Consider the following 18,885-nt stretch of genomic DNA (forward strand, 5'->3'; position numbering starts at 1 on the left):
GTTTGTATCATGAAAAAGGGTATAGTTATTATTTTTATTCTCATGGCCATGGTGACTGTTGCAGGTTGCACTTCCCAATCAAATGAAGAGAAGAATAAAAGGTTCACAGGGGATAATATAACATTTGAGTATCCTGCAGATTGGGTTATAGCGAATTCGCAGGCAAATGATACTATAGTCGCTGTGGCGGATCCAGAGTCTGTAAATCCGCAGACGGGGTATGCGCAGACCCTAGTGGTGATACAGAAAAGGGAAGGTGACCTTTATCAAATGTATAATGGAAACTATGCAATCCTATTTAATAATTCAAGTTATCAGCGAATCTCAGAGGGTAACATAACCTTAGGATCCTTTCAGGCCCTTGAAAACACTTACCTTGTAACAGAAGGTGATGTGAAGAAGAAACAGATGGCGATATGGATACAAAGAGGAGAAGAAGTGTATGTGATACTCTGCAGCGCCCTAGTCAGTGAATTCGACAAGGAAAAAGCAAATTTTGATATTATAATCAACAGTTTCAAGTTCGTGGGATAGGGGGGATTATCTGAGTAGGTGGGTGTTCCCCAACCGCACCCTCTCTAATCCCACCCTCTTGGCCGCTTCTAAACATTCATTTGCTTCTTCCCAAGTCAATAGTGGGAGGTCTGTCATCATATGTTGAGGAGAGAAGGCGAGGAGAGTGTAGGGTATCTGTGGGTTAAGTTTCACTAAAAAATTAGCTATATTCTTCACTTCTGCTTCCCCTATATAACCTGGTATTAGGAGGGTGCTTGCGACAAGTAACGGTGGAATGGTTCTCTTATCAAAGTATTCCCTGTAAATGTATTTAAAATTTTTAAAGGTTTGTCTATTACTTGCGCCTGTTAATATTCTGTGAAGTTTTTCATCCCATGCTTTAAGGTCAAACTTTATTATACCACCTGATGATAAGCTTGTTTTTACCATATCATCCAAGTACTTAGGGTGAATATTACCATTAGTTTCCCAACAAATCCTCAAAATTTCACCTTTTTTTTCTTTCAAGGCCTCTTTGGCCGCTGATAATGCGAATGACATCTGTGGCGATGGATCACCACCAAAAAAGCATATGCAAGCGCTTTTGTCATCTAGGCTCTCGGTTATTTCATCAACTGTGAATAAAGGTTTTCCTCTAATGGCCATTCCATGATATGAACGGTTTTGACAATATAAACAATCAAATGAACAAGCTCCGAAAAATATGGCAAGATTCTTGTAACCATATTCTGGCCCTGGTGAATAGGCATATTGTGGATAACCAGCTCCTACACCCCCTGGACAAACCCAATCCGCCACGCAATTGGTGGGTAAAGGATCAAAATAGAATATACCTACAGCTTCTCGACCTGTTACTTTAGAATGTATCCTCTTATTTTGCACCTGGCGCAAGCGGCAGAAACCATATTCTCCCTCTTTTATTCTGCAAAGGTTACCACACTCATAACAAGTAACGCCCCTGGGATCTTGTGGGGGTAAAACTGGTGGTATCCTGCGACTTTCACTATGAGCCTTTCTTATAAGGTCTTGGATTATCCTTTCAGGTTCCTTTTTCAGGCAGCTCCCACAGGTATGGTCTAGGACTTGAGCTGCAGTTCCACCACATACTTTACAACGCACCTGTCTTCTTAAGGGCTTATCCATCTATATTCACCCTCTGGGCTTGGATGAATGTGGGGCAATTGGAGGAAGGTGAAAATTTCTCAATTCATTGAGTTTATTGATAATAATTTCTGTTAGTGTATGATTATTAAAGTTTTAGAGGCTATAAATTTATATTATAATAATTAAAATCTATGATTAAGGGTCACAATAGGAATATGTTCACAGTAGTCGAAGGGAGGCTTTTTGTTTTTGCACTTTATGGTAAAGTGCTAATTGTTCCTTATTGTGGCCTATAATCTTTATTAGTTCATCGTATAATAGGATAGGAGGGTCAATAATGGGATTGCCGATATGTGATGTTTGTTTAAAGAGTGGAATTTTATGTCAGGGTTGTGAAGCTAAACTTAAAAGTGGTGAGGTGACTGAATTAGAATTGGAGATCTCGAAGGTCCTTTATAGGTTAGCTGAGGGTAAGTTAGGGTTTAAGAGGGCGATAGATATGGGTGATGTTGTTATCATCATCACTGATAGGGATCAGGTGGGCAAACTTATAGGTAAGGGCGGTAAGATCGTGAGGACAATCTCAAGGGCTATAGGTAAACGTGTGAGGGTTGTTGGTGAGGATTCTGATCTTAAGTCAGTTGCCGAGGATGTTCTTGCACCCGCGAGGATTTCTGGTATAAATATTGTGTATGGTAAGGATGGTAAGGAAAAATTCAAGATAAGGGTTATCAAGGAGGATGCTAGGAGAATACCCGCCAGCCTTGATGTTCTCAATAAGATCATAAAGCGATTGACTGGTGAAGAGACAACCATAGTAGTTGATGAATATTAGCGGGGTTCCTATGGATATTATATTATGTGTAACTGGTAGCATCGCAGCTGTAGAAGCTGTTAAGCTTGCACGCGAGCTTAGAAGGCAAGGCGCGAATATAAAGTGTTTTATGAGTGATGGTGCTTGTAATATTATTCATCCTTATGCTATGGAGTTTGCAACGGGAGATGATGTCATATTAGAGCTCACGGGCGAGATAGAGCATGTTAAATATGCCAACGTCGATCTAATCCTCGTTGCCCCGGCCACGGCTAATGTTATAAGCAAGTTTGCATGTAAGATAGCTGATAATCCAATAAACGCGCTTTTAATCGCGGCTTTAGGTTATGGAACCCCTATTGTAATGGTTCCTTCAATGGACTTGTCAATGTATCGGGCGATAAAATATAACATGGAAAAGCTTACCCAGGAGGGCGTGATTTTCGTACCCCCAAGGATGGAGGAGGGAAAGGCTAAATTCCCCCATCTTGATGATATAGTGCTCACTGTTTTAAGGGAGACGTCCACTAAAAATTTAAGGGGTAAGAAGGTCCTTGTAAGTGCTGGTGGAACCTATGAGGCCCTGGATCCCGTGAGGGGCATCTGTAATCTAAGTTCTGGTAAAATGGGGTTGGAATTGGCCAAGGAAGCTTTTATACAAGGGGCTGATGTCACACTTCTTGGAGCTAATTTATCCTTAAGGGTGCCATCATGTATAGGTATGGTTAATGTTATATCAGCTGCTGAAATGTTTGATAAAGTTCAGGAATTGATTGAAGATTTTGATGTTTTTATTTCAGCTGCTGCCGTGGCAGATTTCAAACCAGAGTATAGTGAAACTAAGATACCATCTTCCAAGGAGAAGATTTTGAAATTGGAGCCTAACCCTAAGATAATTGATAGTGTGAAAACTCTAAATCCTAACATTTATCTTGTCGGTTTCAAGGCTGAATATGATGTTAGTGAAGATGAGCTTATAGAATCAGCCAGGGAGCAGATGGAAAGGTCTGGTGCGGATCTGGTTGTTGCTAATGATCTTGCAGTTGAAGGTTTCGGTTCAAATAAAATTAGACCAATATTAGTTTATGATAGGGTGGAAAAACTGCCCCGTATGGGTAAAAGGGAACTTTCCAGGATAATAATACAAGTTGTATCCCAAAATTTATAATAATTTTAAAAAAGTTTATATTATATTTCTTAAAAGTTTTCTTCATATGTTAATAACAAATTATTTATATATCATACCATATAATATTATCTGCGAAAATATTATGAGGTTGGTAAGATGGCATTAAAAAACCTTATATTAGGTTATAGGAAAATCACGGGAAAAAGTATTGACGAACTTGCAAGAGAATTAGAAGTACCAAAGACCGTTGTAGAGGGCCTTGAGAATGGTGAAATCAAACACCCAACCCCTAAGTTGCTTTCAAAGATCAAAAGGCTTACAAGAGGATTAGACAAGAAAGAAATCGAAGCCATTGGAAGAGGTTACAGGATAAAAGACTTCCTAGGCAACTATTTCAAATACTTCCTCAAGGGATTGTCTAAAGAAAAGGGAATAAAAGCCTCCAAGATCGAAGAAATGTCCCAAACTGAACTATACAAACTAATAGGGAAACTAGACGAGGACTTCATCAAGATAACAGATAAAGGTAGGATAGCAAGCCACTCCTAGTCGCCAAATTCAACAAGCAAGGCTAAATGATCTTTCTCATAAGGTTCTAACCTAATATTATCTTTGACCTTAAAACCAGAAATTTTTATCTTCTCTTCTTCTTCTTTGAAGATTATAGAAGGTTTTCTTGTAACGTCTATGCTTCTTGCTTTTATCATCAACAGACCCTGACCTTCTTTTTTAAGGAATAATTTCATGTTTTCTGTGAAAAGTTGACTTTGTCTTGGCTGTGCCACGTCACAGTAGAGGAAATCCACCTTTTCTATAAGATGTAGATAATCCCTTGGACGGGTAGCATCCTCGAGTAGGGGGATCATATTTTTCCGATTTTCACATACCTTTACTAGTTCTCTCATCATCCGCGGAGAAAATTCTATACAATATATGATACCATCTGGGATCATGTCAGAAAAATGCGATGCTGTAGTCCCAGCTGATGCTCCTAAGTATAATATCCTCGAATTTTTTTTGATTTTAAGGTTCTTAAGGCCGTTAAGTATGGCGGCGGCTAGCTTGGACCTGTAGGGATCCCATACACGGTATTCGCGTCCGCCCCATTTGAATAATTTTTCACCATAAACTTGCATACTCTTTGCGAGATTAACTGTTAAGAGAAAATTTTCATGGAGATAAACGCCTTCTATCCCTTTGATTTTCTTCATTGGCGGCACTCTCCAAAGCGGGATTATCTTTTCTTTTTCTTTGGGGTTTCTCTTTTTATCATGTCTACTCTTTTATACAAATCTTCTTTTATATTAGGGTCATGTTCTCCTGTGAATAAATCTTTTTTCGCTGCAATAGAAATCTTTGAGGCTAATGTGCGCGCAATTTTGCCGCGGATTCGCCGATTTGATCCCCTGACAAGGGGGTGTTGATATATTAATCCGTGTTTTGGGGGTTTTGAACCTCTTCTAAGGTGTCTGAATAGGGCTTTTTCAGCCCCCATCACTTGTATGGTTGAGGCGGGTGAAAATGCTAATTTTTTCAAACTTCCTGCATGTGCTATTAGTTTTGCGCCGAGTGTCGTGCCAGCAACATCTTGCAGGTTGGGTGCTAAGTACCCCATTTTTGACTCTATATATTTTTCTATGGATCTTCTCAACAGTTGTAATGATCTAACGGCCTTTGCAAACTCCATTATGATTTCTATGTCATCTTCTTCGAGTTCCGCTCCTATACTCTGTCTTGGCATATTTTTCGATTTTATTATATCTTCTCTTTTTGGATGTTCTACTATGAGTTTAACATAATGTTCATGGTCTTTTACAGAGTCTAGTTCTGGGAAGTATATGGAATACCATTCTCTTATCCTTTCGACAAACCTTCCTAGAGAATCATCAAGGTCATCTAAGGCGTTAACGGCTTGTATAATCAATTTGTCCTGTTCTTTGAGGGATTCTTCCAATTTTTTGAGGGTTATCCCTTTGTGTATCTCATATATGAACTCTCTAAATTCACCATCCTCGATGAATCCAATCTCTTTAAGGATTTCCCTCAGGTTTTCTCTAAGATATTCACCCCCAATATTTGGAGATTCTAAAATGACCCCTTTAAATTTCCCATATTTCCATTTATACGCAGATTCTATGGAAATCTTCCCATAATCTTTGAGGAGTCTTTTTATGATCTTCTCCTCCTCGCTAAGTAATCCTTTCTCATATTCTAGTAACTTTGAAATTATAGATTTTCTGGGGAAAAGTTCATAATCTACAATATCTAAATTTTCATTAAATGCTATGAAACCGGCAACACATGGTACAAGATAACACTTCATATAAGTAGGTTTGTATTCAGACAATTATAATCTTTTTAGTGGGGGAGATCAAAATTGTTGAAGGTTAATCTCTGCGGGGTTAAAATGAGAAATCCTACAATGCTTGCCGCGGGCGTTCTCGGGATAACAGCATCATCATTGAATCGTGTTTATCATTATGGAGCAGGGGCTGTTGTCACCAAATCTTTTTCTCTTGAACCGAATATGGGCTACAAGAACCCGACTATAGTAGAAGTCCCATATGGGTTGATAAATGCTATGGGCTTATCCAATCCTGGTGTTGAATCATTCAAAAAGGAACTATATAAAATAGAGGATAAAATACCAGTAGTAGCATCCATATATGGTTCTTCTCCTAGGGAATTTGTGAAAGTTGCACTAGATGTCCACGACCTAGTAGATATGATTGAATTGAACATTTCATGCCCACATGCAATGAAAGGTTATGGAGCAACAATAGGACAAGACCCACAACTAACATTCAAAGTGGTTGAAGCCGTTAAAGAAGCCTGTGAAGTGCCCGTGGCCGTTAAGTTAACACCTAATGTCACGGATATCAAGGAAATAGCATTAAAAGCCGAAGAAGCAGGGTGCGATGCCATAACCCTTATAAACTCCCTTGGACCCGCCATGAAAATAGATTTGAAAACAGGCAAACCAATCCTCTCCAATAAATTCGGGGGACTTTCAGGGCCTGCGATAAAGCCAATAGCCATCAGATGCGTATATGAAGTATATGATGTTGTGGATGTTCCTCTGATCGGTGTTGGTGGGATAACAGATTACAAGGATGTTGTGGAGTTCCTATATGCAGGGGCCAGGGCAACCCAGATAGGCAGCGCCATATTCTACCGAGGCCTAGAAGTATTCAAGAAAATCTGTGATGACCTTAAAGCTTTCATGAAAAGGGAAGGATTCAAAAATATTAATGAGATGGTTGGATTAGCCCATGAATAATATGGAGGATACATAAAATTGCATGTTCCAAAAATCTTGAAAATCAAAAGGATCATCAGAGAATCCTCAGATGTCAAAACCTTAATATTCCCATGGGATGGGAGATTCCCAGTACCTGGACAATTTATGATGATCTGGGATTTCAAGGATGAAAAACCAATGTCAGTTTCCTTAATCGACAGCGAAAACAAGGAAATTGGAATTTCAATAATGAAGGTTGGACCATTCACTTCAAGGATCCACAAACTCAAAGAAGGGGACTGGCTCGGATTAAGAGGACCATATGGGCGGGGATTCACCATAGAAGGTTATAGGATATTGGCCATAGGTGGCGGTGTTGGCATGGCTCCAATAGCGGCCTTGGTAGAGGATGCCCGGGCAAGGGATTTTGAAGTCGACACTATAGTCGCTGCCAGGACCTACGATGAGTTACTATTTTTAGATCGTCTCAAGAAAACTGGTGCTAGGATATTCACATGTACTGATGATGGAAGCTGCGGATTCAAGGGATTGGCCATCGACCGTCTAGAAACTCTCAGCGGATCATATGACATGGCCATGGTTTGCGGCCCCGAGGCGATGATGAAAGGCATATTCATAGAATTAGAAAAGAGGGGTATACCGGGCCAATTTTCCCTTGAAAGGTATATGAAATGTGCTGTGGGACTCTGTGGACATTGTTGTCTTGATAATACTGGTTGGAGAGTCTGTGTAGAGGGGCCAGTCTTCTGGAGTCATGAGCTTAGAATGGTGAAAGAGTTTGGAGAATACAAGAGGGATGCGACAGGCGCGATAAAACCATTATAAAGGTGAGAGGGGCATTGATATATAAAATAAAAGGTACTATAACATCATCATTTTTCGTCATATTCCTCCTTTTAATATTATCAGCTATAGTACTCTATCCTATCTGGACTATGGTATTCCTTGGGGCTGTATTTGCCTATGGTATACGTCCAATAGCAGATAGACTCACCAGATATATACCTTATAGGTCGATTTCCATAGCCATTATAATGACAGTGACAATCTTGCCATTGATAGGTGTCTTAGCTATGATCATTAACATTTTATTCCATTCAGCGCCCACATTACTTTCAACGGCCCAGAAAATAAATTTAGGGGTCATGGACAATGTATTAAGATCATATGTGCCCTCTGAGTTCCTACCATCAGTGGATATACTACTTAATGTTTTAAAGGATCTTCTCAATAATCTCTTAAATATGATAATGGACTATTTTTTGGATCTTATCAAGAGCGTGCCCATGATAGCACTGCAATTATTCATATTATTTGCATCAGCATTCTATTTTGCAAGGGATGGTGACCAGGCAGTATCCTATGTGTCTTCACTTGTACCAGAGGAGAGAAGAGATTTTATAAGGCACTTGATCATTGAAACAGAGAAGGTTATAAAGAGCATATTCTATGGCCATTTTCTAACAGCATTCATAATAGGTTTAATGGCGGTAGTAGGATTCCAACTCCTCGGATACGCATATGCGATATTCCTAGGTTTGCTCGCGGGATTCTTTCAACTGATCCCAGTGATAGGACCATGGCCCACATATACCATACTTGCCATATATGATTTTATCTCTGGTAATATACTTCGTGGTGTTATAGTCTTAATATTCGGTGCCTTTTTGAGTAGTATTGATGTTTATCTACGCCCGAAATTGTCAGGTAAATATGCTGATATACACCCATTGCTTTTCATAGTGGGGTTCTTGGGGGGGCCTTTAATTTGGGGATTGGCGGGTTTTATAATAGGACCTTTGATTTTGGGGGTGGCATATGCGGCTTTAAATGTTTACAGGGAAGAAAGGACAGCATAGGTAAAGGGGGTTATTCTAGGTTGAATGGTAGGCTGATTCTTTCACCATTTTCTAGTTTATGTAATTCTCTTCTGTAAGCTTCAAGTGGTGTTTCTTCTACTCCAAGGTATTTTGCGAAGGTTAGTGGCTCTTTCTCTAATCCTTCGAAGAATCTTGGATACCTCTTATCCCTTGTTATATGATGATCTAGTACTATCTTTGTGTTTGTCTCTAGGATTATCCTATTAATATTCTTAGTTCCGGTTTTCCAGGAATCTTTCATGTATCCTATGTATGTTGGGGGGCCGCTTGTGATTATAAGATCTGGCATCTTCTCTATTATCCATTCTACGCTTTCTTTATTTAATAGTTGGGTGTCGCTGGCATGGATCATCCTCTCTTTATGATCTATCATGGTCATTATGACAAATCCCAGTTTGGTACCTTTTTCTCCATGAGGAAATGCTGGTGAAAATTCCATCTTAAAGTCTCTGGTTATTGTTTTCCCATCAGCATACTCATATTCTCTTTTATCCCTTAGGAACTTTGATGCTCTATCTTGTTGGCTTTTGTTAATATTCTTGGTAGGATCTTTTAGAAACAAGCGTTTCCCATCATAGTTCGCCCCGGGGATATAATGGTCGTAATGATAATGGGATATGATTATTGTAGTTGCCTTGTCCAAGAATTCTAGGATCTTACCTTTAGTGTATTCCAATTTTTCTAATTCGATTCTTGCTGGTGGTAATGAATATCTTCTAGGGCCTAAGGCAGCGCCGGGATCTATTAATATTTTGCTTTCACCAGCTTCAACATATACTGAGAGACTCCTAACACCTAAACTCTCAGATGCAATAGGAAATATCTTCATATTGACTTCCTCCCAAGCAGAATTAGGGTTAGGCTTCTGTACTTTTTTCCTGGGATCTTGACCTTGATGTGGGGGGGTAACAATAAAATAATCCTCACACCATAATATAATACTATGGTAAAGGAGGAGATGATACTCCTTGACATTGATTATGTTACAGTCGAGGATGTGCCGGTTATAAGATTATTTGGTAAAGGTGAGGATAAGAGGCCTAGGATAGCCTTGGACAGATCTTTCAGGCCATATATTTATGCAGTACCCTCAAACACTGGTTCATGTTTGGAGGAGTTAGAGAGGGCTGGTTTCAAGGAATTGGAGGTTGTGAAGCGGAAGGATCTTGGAAGGCCGGTAGATGTGATCAAGATTATTTTAGATCATCCTAGGGAAGTTCCAAAAATCAGGGAGAAGATAAGGAATCTTGAGCATGTCCGGGAGATCCGAGAACATGACATACCATTCTATAGAAGGTATCTAATCGATAATGGATTGTTCCCAATGTCAAGGATAGAATTGGAGGGTCATAGGATCGAATCATCCCCTATTGTGAAGTCTTCAGATGTTGAAATCATTGAATTGGATGAGCCCCCAAGGACCATTGGATCTAGGTTCCCAGAACTTGAAATTTTAGCCTTCGATATTGAAGTTTATAACCCTCGTGGGATGCCTAACCCTGAAGAGGATGAGATAATAATGATAAGCCTCTATAATGGCAGAGAAGAGAGGATAATATCAAGAGAGGGAGGGCACCTCAACTTTGTTGAACTGGTGGAAGACGAGAAGAGTATCATAGAAAGATTTGCCGAGATAATAAAGGATTCTAAACCTGAATTACTTGTAGGATATAACTCTGACAATTTCGACTTCCCATATATAAGAAAGAGGGCCGATCTTCTAGGCGTTAAACTCGACATAGGATGGGATGGATCAACCATAAAATCCCTGAGAAGGGGTTTTGCAACTGCCACAACAATAAAAGGGACAATACATGTCGATCTTTACCCGGTGATGCGACGCTACATAAACCTCGACACTTACACCCTCGAAAGAGTATACTTCGAATTATTCGGCGAAAAAAAGGTTGAACTACCAGGCGACCAATTATGGGAATACTGGGATAATGAAACCTTAAGAGACCAACTCTTCAAATATTCGCTTGAAGATGTCATGGCAACATATAAGATCGCTGAAAAAATACTCCCATTAAACATGGAGATCACAAGGATTGTGGGACAGCCACTATTCGACATAAGTAGGATGGCCACTGGACAACAAGTTGAATGGTTCCTTATAAGGGAAGCATTCGAATATGGTGAATTAGTACCTAACAAGCCATCACCTTCCGAGTTGCAGAGAAGAAGAACCCAGAAGGTCGTTGGAGGTTATGTGAAGGAACCGGAGAAAGGCCTCCATGAAAACATTGTGCAATTTGACTTCAGGAGTTTATACCCTAGTATCATAATATCTAAGAATATTTCACCTGACACTCTCACGGAGGATCCGGAGGAGGATTGTTATGTGGCCCCTGAGACTGGTTACAAGTTCAGGAAAAAACCTAGAGGTTTTGTACCTTCAATTATAGGGCGAATATTAGATGAAAGGATGAAGATAAAGAATCGGATGAAGGCGGCTGAGGATCCGATGGAAAAGAGGATACTTGACGTGCAACAAGAGGCTCTTAAGAGGCTTGCTAATACAATGTATGGGGTTTATGGTTATACGCGTTTCAGATGGTATTGTTTGGAGTGTGCTGAGGCTATAACGGCATGGGGTCGGAATTATATTAAGAAGACGATAAAAGAGGCTGAAAAGTTCGGATTTCACACGGTATATGCTGACACTGATGGGTTCTATGCTACTTACCAGAAGAAACGATCTTCATGAACCTTGATATTATCTCCTCTGGGTTCAGGTCTATGATTGGGACATCTGCATTTCCAGGTTCCACTTTCACATGGACTATGATTGGCCCTTCATCTTCTAGTATTGGCCTCATGTTAATTTCATGAGGTTTTTCGAATTTGAATATTTTTTTGAATCCTATGCCCTTGGCGAGTTCGCCTAGATCTACTTTGAGGGCGTAGGTGCATTGAGAACCTGTGGTTGCATAGCAGCCATTGTCTAATATTATGAGTATGAGATTTTTAGGGGATTGGCTGTAGATTGTGACGAGGCTTCCAAGGTTCATGAGGAGTGAACCGTCACCCTCAAATACTATTACTTTACGTTTTTGTGTTAGTGCGAGTCCCAATCCGATTGATGAGGCCATGCCCATTGATCCTAGCATGTAGAAGTGTCTTGGGGAATCTTTAATACTGTAAAGTTCTCTTGACGGGAACCCAAGATTACATATTATTAATTCATCATCTAACTGTTTTATGATGGTTTTTATGGCTTCTATACGTTCCATTCGGGTTCACCAAAAACTAACTTCTAGTAGTATGGCTGTTGGATGTTTTTTTGCTTTTGCAACTTTCCAAGCGGATTTTATATCATTGTATGCTTCTTCTGGCGTGGATGGGACATGGTATGGTATGTTAAGAGCTTCTAGGATAAGTGGTGTTGCTTCACCCATTGGGATCTGGGCGGTTATGAATTCTCCATGGGTGCCCCTGTGGCTTATTATCATGAGTATTGGGATCCTATACAACTTGTAGAGGGATGCTATGACATTTATAGAATTTCCAAGACCTGAATTTTGCATTAGGATAGCTGTGTTCTCTCCGGCCATGTATGCGCCCGCTGCTATGCCGAAACCTTCCTCTTCTCTTGTGGCTGGTATGTGTTTGATTTCTTCGTCGTGTTCTATCATTTCAAGGACCTTTGCAAGGTTTATGCAGGGCACGCTTACTATGAAGTTTATGTTGTTGTCTTTAAGGGCTTTGTATATTGCCTGGCTACTCTCCAATTTTTTCATCCCTCCAAGTTCAGGTCAAGGTTTAATTTTTCTTCTAGTTCTTTTAATTGTTTTAGGAGTTCAGGGTCTATGTATATGCCCTCTTCCAGATTCTTTTCCATGTTCATTTTTTCCATGTCACCGGGTATGAGAACCTTACCTGTGGATTTGACTTCTTCCACAAACTTATCAACTTGTTCTTTGAAGTCTTTGATGTTAACGAACTTTGACGGGTTAATGGCTATTAGAAGATCGCCCTTTGTACATTTATCATAAGGGTTCACGGTGCCTTTCACTTCTTTGCCGGTGGCGGCTTTTACAAGGGGCCCTGCTAATATTTCGATCATGAATGATAATGCGTAGCCTTTGTGCCCTCCGAATGGTAATATTGAGCCTTCCAGGGCCTTTTCCGGATCTGTTGTGGGTTTTCCATTGGAGTCTAATGCTATGCCCTCTGGCAGGTTTTCTCCTTTACGGGCGGCTTCTAGTAATTTTCCGCGCGCGGAGGCCGATGTTGCCATGTCAACCGAAACATAGTATTTGTTGGATGGTATGCCAATTGCTAGTGGGTTTGTCCCGAGTATTGGTTCTTTTCCCCCCAATGGTGCTACTGCTGGTTCCGTGTTTGCTATTACTATACCTATCATGTCTTTTTTGATTGCCATGTCGGAGTAGTATCCTGCAATACCGAAATGGTTGGAGTCATGGACCCCCACCAATCCTATTCCAGTCTTTTTTGCTTTTTGGATGGCTATTTCCATCCCCTTATAGGTTACAAAGTGTCCGAGCAAGTGATTGCCATTTATTAAGGCTGTTGATACTGTTTCTTCTTCGATTTCTATGTTGCCTTTTGTTTTTATGGTTCCGTGTTCTATGCCCTTTATGTACTGGGGGAATCTCCCGATTCCATGTGAGCTGAAACCTTTAAGGTCCGCGTTTACTGTTACATCGGCAACTATCCTAGCATGTTCCTCTGGCACGTTTAGAGCCTTTAGGATTGAAATTATAATACTTTTTTCATCTTCGCTGGTTATCCTCATGAGAAAGACACCTTCCACAATTTTTTTAGAGTATGATATCCTCTTTTGTGTAAGTTTTGATTTTAACGGCACCGGTGGGGTCTCCCTCAACAGCTCCTATCTCTTTTGCATTATATGTCTTCTTGATTATCTTTATGGTTTCTTTTACATCTTCTTTGTCCACGACTATTATAAAGCCTATGCCCATGTTGAAGACCTTGTACATTTCATCTATGGGCACTCCATTTTCATGGATTGTTTTGAATATGGGTTGTGGCTCTGGCAGATTATCTAATTTGTAGGTTACTTTTCTGTTAAGGCGTCGTATGTTCGTGTAACCGCCTCCTGTTATATGTGCGAGTCCATGGATGTCGAGTTCGGATCTGAGAAGTTCTAGTATAGGTTTGACATAGATTCTTGTAGGTTTTAGGAGTTCTTCCCCCACTTTATCCTTTGAACCGGGCAGGGGGTCATTGATGTCTAGTTTCAGTTTTTCGAGGAATATTTTCCTTGCGAGGGTTAATCCGTTGCTGTGTATCCCACTACTTTCGACTCCTATTATTTTGTCACCTGCTTTTATCTTTTCTCCTGTTATTATATTCTTGGGGTCTGTTATGCCCATGCCCATGGCTGCGAGGTCGAAATTGTTCACTATTTCGGGTAGTGTTGCTGTCTCCCCTCCTATTATGGCGGTTTCTGATAGTTCAGCCCCTTTTGCTAATCCTTCACCTATCTCTGATGCGATTTGGGGGTCTGGTTTTTCCATTGCAAGATAGTCTAAGATTGCGATGGGCTTGGCGCCTACACATAGGATGTCGTTTACTACCATTGCTATACAGTCTATTCCAATGGTGTCATATTTTCCTAGTTTCTCAGCTACTAGTATTTTGCTGCCCACACCATCTGTACTCATGGCTATTGCCATGTCACCTACTCGTATTATAGAGGCGAAGTGGCCTTTTCTTGTGAGCACATCAGCATATTTCAAGGTTTTTTCAAACTTTGAGACTAGTTTTGATATGGTTAATGCTTCAAGGTCTATATCTACTCCAGAATCGGCGTATGTTACCAATCTGATCACCCATTTTCTTGTATGAGGACAGTTTCTAGGTTTAGTGGGGTTTTTGTTTCTATCTTGTAGTTTCTGTAGATGCTTGATGCGAGATCCAAGGTTTTGTAATTGTCACCATGGCATACTATTATCTTCTCTGGTCTGGGACTCACCCTTTTCACATATTCCATGAGCTGTCTACGATCTGAGTGCCCGCTGAAACCCTCTATGGTCTTTATATCCATTTTTACTTTGTATACTCTGGTTTTACCTTCTTCTTTAAGTGGTATTTCCTTCCACCCCTTCTGGAGTCTTCTGCCAAGTGAACCTTCTGCCTGGTAACCTACAAAGACCAGAGAATTCTTTTCATTTTCACATAACCATTTGAAGTATTCTAGGGAGTTTCCACCGGTTAGCATCCCTGAGGTTGATAGGATAATTGATGGTTCTCCTTCAATAATATCCATCCTCTCATCCACCCCATTAACTTTATGGAATATGTCTGATATGAATGGGTTGTGGCCCATATGGAATATTTGGTCTCTCAGGTCTTTGCTGAGGTATTCTGGGCGGGCTGTGTGGATGGCTGTGGCCTCCCATATCATCCCATCAATGTATACTGGGACTTCGTGGATGATCCCGGTTCTTATATATTCTTCTAGTACTACCATGAGCTCTTGGGCTCTTCCTACTGCGAATACTGGTATTAGTATTTTACCCCCTCTTCTGAGGGTGGTGTATATTGTTTTTATCAGTTCCTTTTCTGCATGGTTTCTTGATGGTTGCACATCTTCCTTTCCACCGTAGGTGCTTTCCATAACTAATGTTTCTAAGCGGGGGAATCTTGTAACTGCAGGTTCTAGTAAGCGGCTTTGTTCATATTTGAAATCTCCAGTGTATACCATGTTGTGTTGGCCGTCACCGATGTGGAGGTGGGCCATGGCTGATCCTAGTATGTGGCCGGCGTTGTGTAATGTTAGTCTTATGTCTGGTGCTATGTCTGTTACTTCCCCATAATCGAGTGTTATTGTATGTTTTATGCATTTTTTCACGTGTTTGACATTGAAGGGTAATGGTTGTTCTTCTCTGTAGGCGATGTCTATGTGGTCTAGTTGTAATAGTGTCATCAGGTCTCTTGTGGGTGTTGTGCAGTATACTGGTCCGTCATAGCCATAGTGGTAGAGGTATGGTACGAAGCCTGAGTGGTCTAGGTGGGCGTGTGTTATTATTACAGCGTCTAGGTTGTCTGGTGCGAATTCTGGGACGTTTAAGAATGGGTATAATGTTTTTTCATCTGTTCCTGCCACGTTCACTCCACAGTCTAGTAGTATTCTGCTGTTGGGTGTTTGGAGGTAGAGGCAGGATCTTCCAACTTCTCTGAACCCGCCCATGGCTGTTAGTCTCGCCCAGTCATTCTCGTATTTTGTCTCCTGGTGTATACGATTCCCTAGTTGGTGCAGTATCTTCTTGCGTTCTTTACTGTTCCTTCTGAGGGTTCTCCGTATTCTCTGTATTATCTCTGATGATATTGGTGGTGTTCTCAATATTTTAGGGGCCCATCCTATATTTTTCACTATTTCTCTTGATGTTGAACCGTATTTGCCTATTACGAGTCCTGGTTTTTTGGCTTCTATTATGACCTCGCATGTTATATCATCAAAGGAGATGTTGGTTATCTCCGCTTCCTTTGGGACTATCTCATGGATTTTTTCTATGGCCTTTTCCGGTTCCATGAGTACTGAACGGTCTGAGCGTATTATAATACGTTTGCGAAGATCTTTAGCCAGTTCCCTGATTAGGTCACCGTTTTCGCTTATAATCTCCGGGTTTTTTGTATAGATTACAAGTTCTGGTCCTTCAAATTCTACCTTGGCTACGTGGACTCTTGATGGTAATCTTTGCATTATAGTCTTCTTGATTTCTTCAAGGACCCTTGAAACCATATGATCACTTCTTGAAAAATAGAATATTAGGGGGTTGTATGAAGGTTAAAAAATAATTAACAAGTGTGGGTGATGGCTTTCCTGCTTCAATAGGAGGACTTGTTCCTTGATCATTTTATTATAGGTGATGGGGGTGGATTGTTCTCTTTCCATAAGTGTTCGGGGCTGTTGCAGCCCCACATCTTGGATATAGTCTTGTATTTTCATAGTATATAAAACCTTTTCCCTGTTGTATCTTCCCATGTAATGGTGGGGGGATTTAACAGCAGATTTTAAAATTAATTAAGTTCTTTGATTCTCTTTTCAACTTCTTCTTCACTTAACATTTTGAAACCTTCTTCCGTGACCGTGGCTACTCTTATACCATTCCCTGAGAAGGTGTCTCTTTCTATTGCAGATTTTAGGGCTTTTATTGCGACGTCGATTGCTTCTTCTACATATAGGTCTTCAGTGTATCTGTCTTCGAGCACACCATAGGCTATAGGTGAACCTGAGCCTGTTGATATGAATTTGTCTAGTATCATTCCCCCTGTAGGGTCTAGGGAGTATATTTTTGCTCCTGTGTCATCCACTCCCCCTAATAAGGCTTGTACTATGAGTGGATAGAAGCGGTTTGAATGGAGTATGTTTGATGCTAGGGCCGCGACAGCCTCTATACTTATCCTCTCAGAATTTCTCATCTTATATAATGCTGCTTCAGCCTTTAAATATTTCATTAGAGTCTGTGCATCCGCCACGGACCCTGCGACTGTTGCTGCTATATGTTCATCAACTTTGAATATCTTATCAGCGACTTTGTGCGCTATCAAATTCCCAATGGTAGCTCTTCTCTCTGTTGCAAAAACAACCCCATCTTTGCATGTTATACCCACAGTTGTAGTACCTTTTAATCTTCTTTCGTCTTCCATAGATACACCTCGGAGATAAAAATAGTAATATGAAAACTAGCTTCTAACTTTACTTTTACCCTTTATCTTATATAAAGTTTAGTATATAAGTTCTCCTTCAACTCTCACTACAGAAAAAAATATAATATGGAAGTTATCGGGGGTGATCTTCTCCCCCCATATCTGGAGGACAGCCCCCTCAACTATGAATTGCCATTGCTCTGTGGACGGGGACTCCATAGAGGAGTTTGCCCGTGGGGGTTATCCCTTTGTTGCTGGGGTTCACACTTTCTGTCCTCGTAGACTTGGAGCTTAACTTCCTTGATGATAGTCTGCTTCTATTGTACATCCCCCCGAGGGGGGGATAAATGTTTTTCCTGTTAGGTTATTATCTTTTCTAGGACGCCCTCCTTTTTCGCATTTTTTATTTCATGGGCGGCTCTCCTTCCCATGCTCATACCCTCACCATAGAGAAGGCAACTGTAAGTTGATCCGTCCATGAATGTGTTTGTACCACCATCTAAGCGTGCGCTCATCTCAAATGTTACAATCTCTAGGTTGTCTGTGCACATTGTCTGTAGACAGAACGGTCCATTCAATCCTGGAGGTACAAGTTCTTTGGCGGCCTCAGCCATCTTATCCCCTATATCAAAGGCTTGTGGCAAGAGTGATTCCCTCATAGCTACTGGATGATTACCTGTGATAACATAGGAAGGTTGTAAGTTTATATCTAATTGGTCCTTGGCGGGTATTCTTACCAGGCCGTCAATATTTGATTCATAACGGCTGTCCATTCCAAGGATTTCAACCTCATCCTTTAAGGCTGAATAGAAGTAATGTATGCAGAAGTTTGTACCGGCAACATATTCTTCTATGTGAGCGTCTGATATCTCATCCTCGGTTATCCATTCACGTTCTATCATTAAGTCTATCTTTTCATGGAACTCTTCAGGGGTGGAAGCTACAAAGTATCCTCTGCCCCCACGAGCTCCAGGGAATTTCACCATAACAGTACGGTCTATCTTCTCAGGATCATCATATTTGTAGGGTATCCTTATACCGGCTTTTTTCATGAGGCGCCTTTCAAGTTCTCTTTCAGATTCCCACCTTAGGATGTTTCTGTTCCCATACATTGGCACATAAAAATCGTTTTCTATCCTGTCAAGTCCGGCATAGGCTACAAATGAACCATGGGGGATGATTATACTATTCATCTCCCTTAATTTTTCTTGAACGTCCTCATCGGCAATCTCCTTGAACTCATCAACTATTATGAATTCATCAGCCACCCTAAAACGCTGATATGGAACTTCACGCCCCTTTTCACATACTACAGTAGTTTTAAAGCCTTCCATCTTGGCACCATGGAGTATGTGGAGTGATGTGTGGCTACCAAGGGTTGCTATACTCAGATCTTCCTTATCATATCCTTCAAATATCTCTAATATTTCATCCCTGTCTATTTTACCCATTAAAATCCCCCTTCAAAAATTCTTATATTGACTGTTAAAATTTCATCTTAATTATCATTTTTGTCTTTAAACTAAGACATTAATAT

At 40.5% G+C, this 18,885-nt stretch carries 20 protein-coding genes; 8 read left to right on the plus strand and 12 right to left on the minus strand.

The features are described from left to right. Nucleotides 1-9: 9 nt before the first annotated feature. Nucleotides 10-534 carry a PsbP-related protein gene (locus ACZ5XX_RS03360; protein WP_464585610.1) on the plus strand — a complete coding sequence of 175 codons (525 nt, stop codon included), beginning with the start codon at nt 10-12 and terminating at the stop codon, nt 532-534. 6 nt (nt 535-540) lie between these two features. On the opposite strand, the gene ACZ5XX_RS03365 is transcribed toward ACZ5XX_RS03360, so the two are convergent. Next, nucleotides 541-1,659, minus strand: coding sequence for a radical SAM protein (locus tag ACZ5XX_RS03365; protein ID WP_464585613.1), 1,119 nt, complete (start codon nt 1,657-1,659; stop codon nt 541-543). 298 nt (nt 1,660-1,957) lie between these two features. Between ACZ5XX_RS03365 and ACZ5XX_RS03370 the strand changes: the two genes are divergently transcribed. From ACZ5XX_RS03370 to ACZ5XX_RS03380, 3 genes are all read left to right on the plus strand, one after another. Further along, the gene (locus ACZ5XX_RS03370; RefSeq protein WP_464585616.1) at nt 1,958-2,455 is read left to right on the plus strand and encodes a KH domain-containing protein; all 498 of its coding nucleotides are present in this window, start codon (nt 1,958-1,960) and stop codon (nt 2,453-2,455) included. Nucleotides 2,456-2,465: 10 nt separating this feature from the next. Next, nucleotides 2,466-3,602 carry a bifunctional phosphopantothenoylcysteine decarboxylase/phosphopantothenate--cysteine ligase CoaBC gene (gene coaBC, locus ACZ5XX_RS03375; RefSeq protein ID WP_464585618.1) on the plus strand — a complete coding sequence of 379 codons (1,137 nt, stop codon included), beginning with the start codon at nt 2,466-2,468 and terminating at the stop codon, nt 3,600-3,602. 117 nt (nt 3,603-3,719) lie between these two features. Beyond that, entirely contained in the window at nt 3,720-4,112 is a 393-nt protein-coding gene (locus ACZ5XX_RS03380) for a helix-turn-helix domain-containing protein (protein WP_464585620.1), read from the plus strand. Here ACZ5XX_RS03380 and ACZ5XX_RS03385 read toward each other — a convergent pair. Both ACZ5XX_RS03385 and ACZ5XX_RS03390 read right to left on the minus strand, forming a co-directional pair. After that, nucleotides 4,109-4,774 (minus strand): fibrillarin-like rRNA/tRNA 2'-O-methyltransferase, encoded by a 666-nt coding sequence (locus tag ACZ5XX_RS03385; RefSeq protein WP_464585623.1) that lies wholly within the window; start codon nt 4,772-4,774, stop codon nt 4,109-4,111. The genes ACZ5XX_RS03380 and ACZ5XX_RS03385 overlap by 4 nt on opposite strands. A 23-nt stretch (nt 4,775-4,797) precedes the next feature. Further along, nucleotides 4,798-5,886, minus strand: coding sequence for an NOP5/NOP56 family protein (locus tag ACZ5XX_RS03390; protein WP_464585626.1), 1,089 nt, complete (start codon nt 5,884-5,886; stop codon nt 4,798-4,800). 54 nt (nt 5,887-5,940) lie between these two features. Between ACZ5XX_RS03390 and ACZ5XX_RS03395 the strand changes: the two genes are divergently transcribed. The 3 genes from ACZ5XX_RS03395 to ACZ5XX_RS03405 are packed head-to-tail and all read left to right on the plus strand — an operon-like array spanning nt 5,941 to nt 8,684. After that, nucleotides 5,941-6,843: a dihydroorotate dehydrogenase gene (locus ACZ5XX_RS03395; protein WP_464585628.1), complete on the plus strand. Its 903-nt coding sequence runs from the start codon at nt 5,941-5,943 to the stop codon at nt 6,841-6,843. An 18-nt stretch (nt 6,844-6,861) separates the two neighbouring features. Further along, a complete protein-coding gene (locus tag ACZ5XX_RS03400) occupies nt 6,862-7,650 on the plus strand; it encodes a dihydroorotate dehydrogenase electron transfer subunit (protein ID WP_464585630.1) in 789 nt (262 codons plus the stop codon). A gap of 14 nt (nt 7,651-7,664) precedes the next feature. Beyond that, nucleotides 7,665-8,684: an AI-2E family transporter gene (locus ACZ5XX_RS03405; protein ID WP_464585634.1), complete on the plus strand. Its 1,020-nt coding sequence runs from the start codon at nt 7,665-7,667 to the stop codon at nt 8,682-8,684. 10 nt (nt 8,685-8,694) lie between these two features. Here ACZ5XX_RS03405 and ACZ5XX_RS03410 read toward each other — a convergent pair whose 3' ends face one another. Further along, complete coding sequence (locus tag ACZ5XX_RS03410) at nt 8,695-9,534, minus strand: MBL fold metallo-hydrolase (RefSeq protein ID WP_464585637.1); 840 nt, start codon at nt 9,532-9,534, stop codon at nt 8,695-8,697. A 114-nt stretch (nt 9,535-9,648) separates the two neighbouring features. On the opposite strand from ACZ5XX_RS03410, the gene ACZ5XX_RS03415 reads away from it, so the two are divergent. Then, entirely contained in the window at nt 9,649-11,415 is a 1,767-nt protein-coding gene (locus tag ACZ5XX_RS03415) for a DNA polymerase domain-containing protein (RefSeq protein ID WP_464585640.1), read from the plus strand. Here ACZ5XX_RS03415 and comE read toward each other — a convergent pair. The 8 genes from comE to ACZ5XX_RS03455 all read right to left on the minus strand — a co-directional run bounded on the left by comE (nt 11,387) and on the right by ACZ5XX_RS03455 (nt 18,799). Further along, the gene (gene comE / locus ACZ5XX_RS03420; RefSeq protein ID WP_464585642.1) at nt 11,387-11,941 is read right to left on the minus strand and encodes a sulfopyruvate decarboxylase subunit beta; all 555 of its coding nucleotides are present in this window, start codon (nt 11,939-11,941) and stop codon (nt 11,387-11,389) included. The genes ACZ5XX_RS03415 and comE overlap by 29 nt on opposite strands. Nucleotides 11,942-11,947: 6 nt before the next feature. After that, a complete protein-coding gene (comD, locus tag ACZ5XX_RS03425) occupies nt 11,948-12,448 on the minus strand; it encodes a sulfopyruvate decarboxylase subunit alpha (RefSeq protein WP_464585644.1) in 501 nt (166 codons plus the stop codon). Beyond that, on the minus strand, nt 12,445-13,467 hold the full coding sequence (gene comC, locus ACZ5XX_RS03430; RefSeq protein ID WP_464585647.1) for an L-sulfolactate dehydrogenase: 1,023 nt from the start codon (nt 13,465-13,467) through the stop codon (nt 12,445-12,447). Before comC ends, comD begins: the two co-directional genes overlap by 4 nt. Before the next feature lie 25 nt (nt 13,468-13,492). Next, on the minus strand, nt 13,493-14,518 hold the full coding sequence (gene purM / locus ACZ5XX_RS03435; protein WP_464585649.1) for a phosphoribosylformylglycinamidine cyclo-ligase: 1,026 nt from the start codon (nt 14,516-14,518) through the stop codon (nt 13,493-13,495). Between the two features lie 5 nt (nt 14,519-14,523). Next, a complete protein-coding gene (locus ACZ5XX_RS03440; protein WP_464585651.1) occupies nt 14,524-16,440 on the minus strand; it encodes a beta-CASP ribonuclease aCPSF1 in 1,917 nt (638 codons plus the stop codon). A gap of 278 nt (nt 16,441-16,718) precedes the next feature. Then, nucleotides 16,719-17,348, minus strand: a complete 630-nt coding sequence (gene psmB, locus ACZ5XX_RS03445; protein ID WP_464585655.1) for an archaeal proteasome endopeptidase complex subunit beta — start codon at nt 17,346-17,348, stop codon at nt 16,719-16,721. A gap of 178 nt (nt 17,349-17,526) precedes the next feature. Then, the gene (locus ACZ5XX_RS03450) at nt 17,527-17,676 is read right to left on the minus strand and encodes a hypothetical protein (protein WP_464585657.1); all 150 of its coding nucleotides are present in this window, start codon (nt 17,674-17,676) and stop codon (nt 17,527-17,529) included. A gap of 31 nt (nt 17,677-17,707) precedes the next feature. Beyond that, a complete protein-coding gene (locus ACZ5XX_RS03455; protein ID WP_464585659.1) occupies nt 17,708-18,799 on the minus strand; it encodes a formate--phosphoribosylaminoimidazolecarboxamide ligase in 1,092 nt (363 codons plus the stop codon). Between the last annotated feature and the right edge of the window lie 86 nt (nt 18,800-18,885).

This window comes from Methanothermobacter crinale (genome assembly GCF_055397825.1).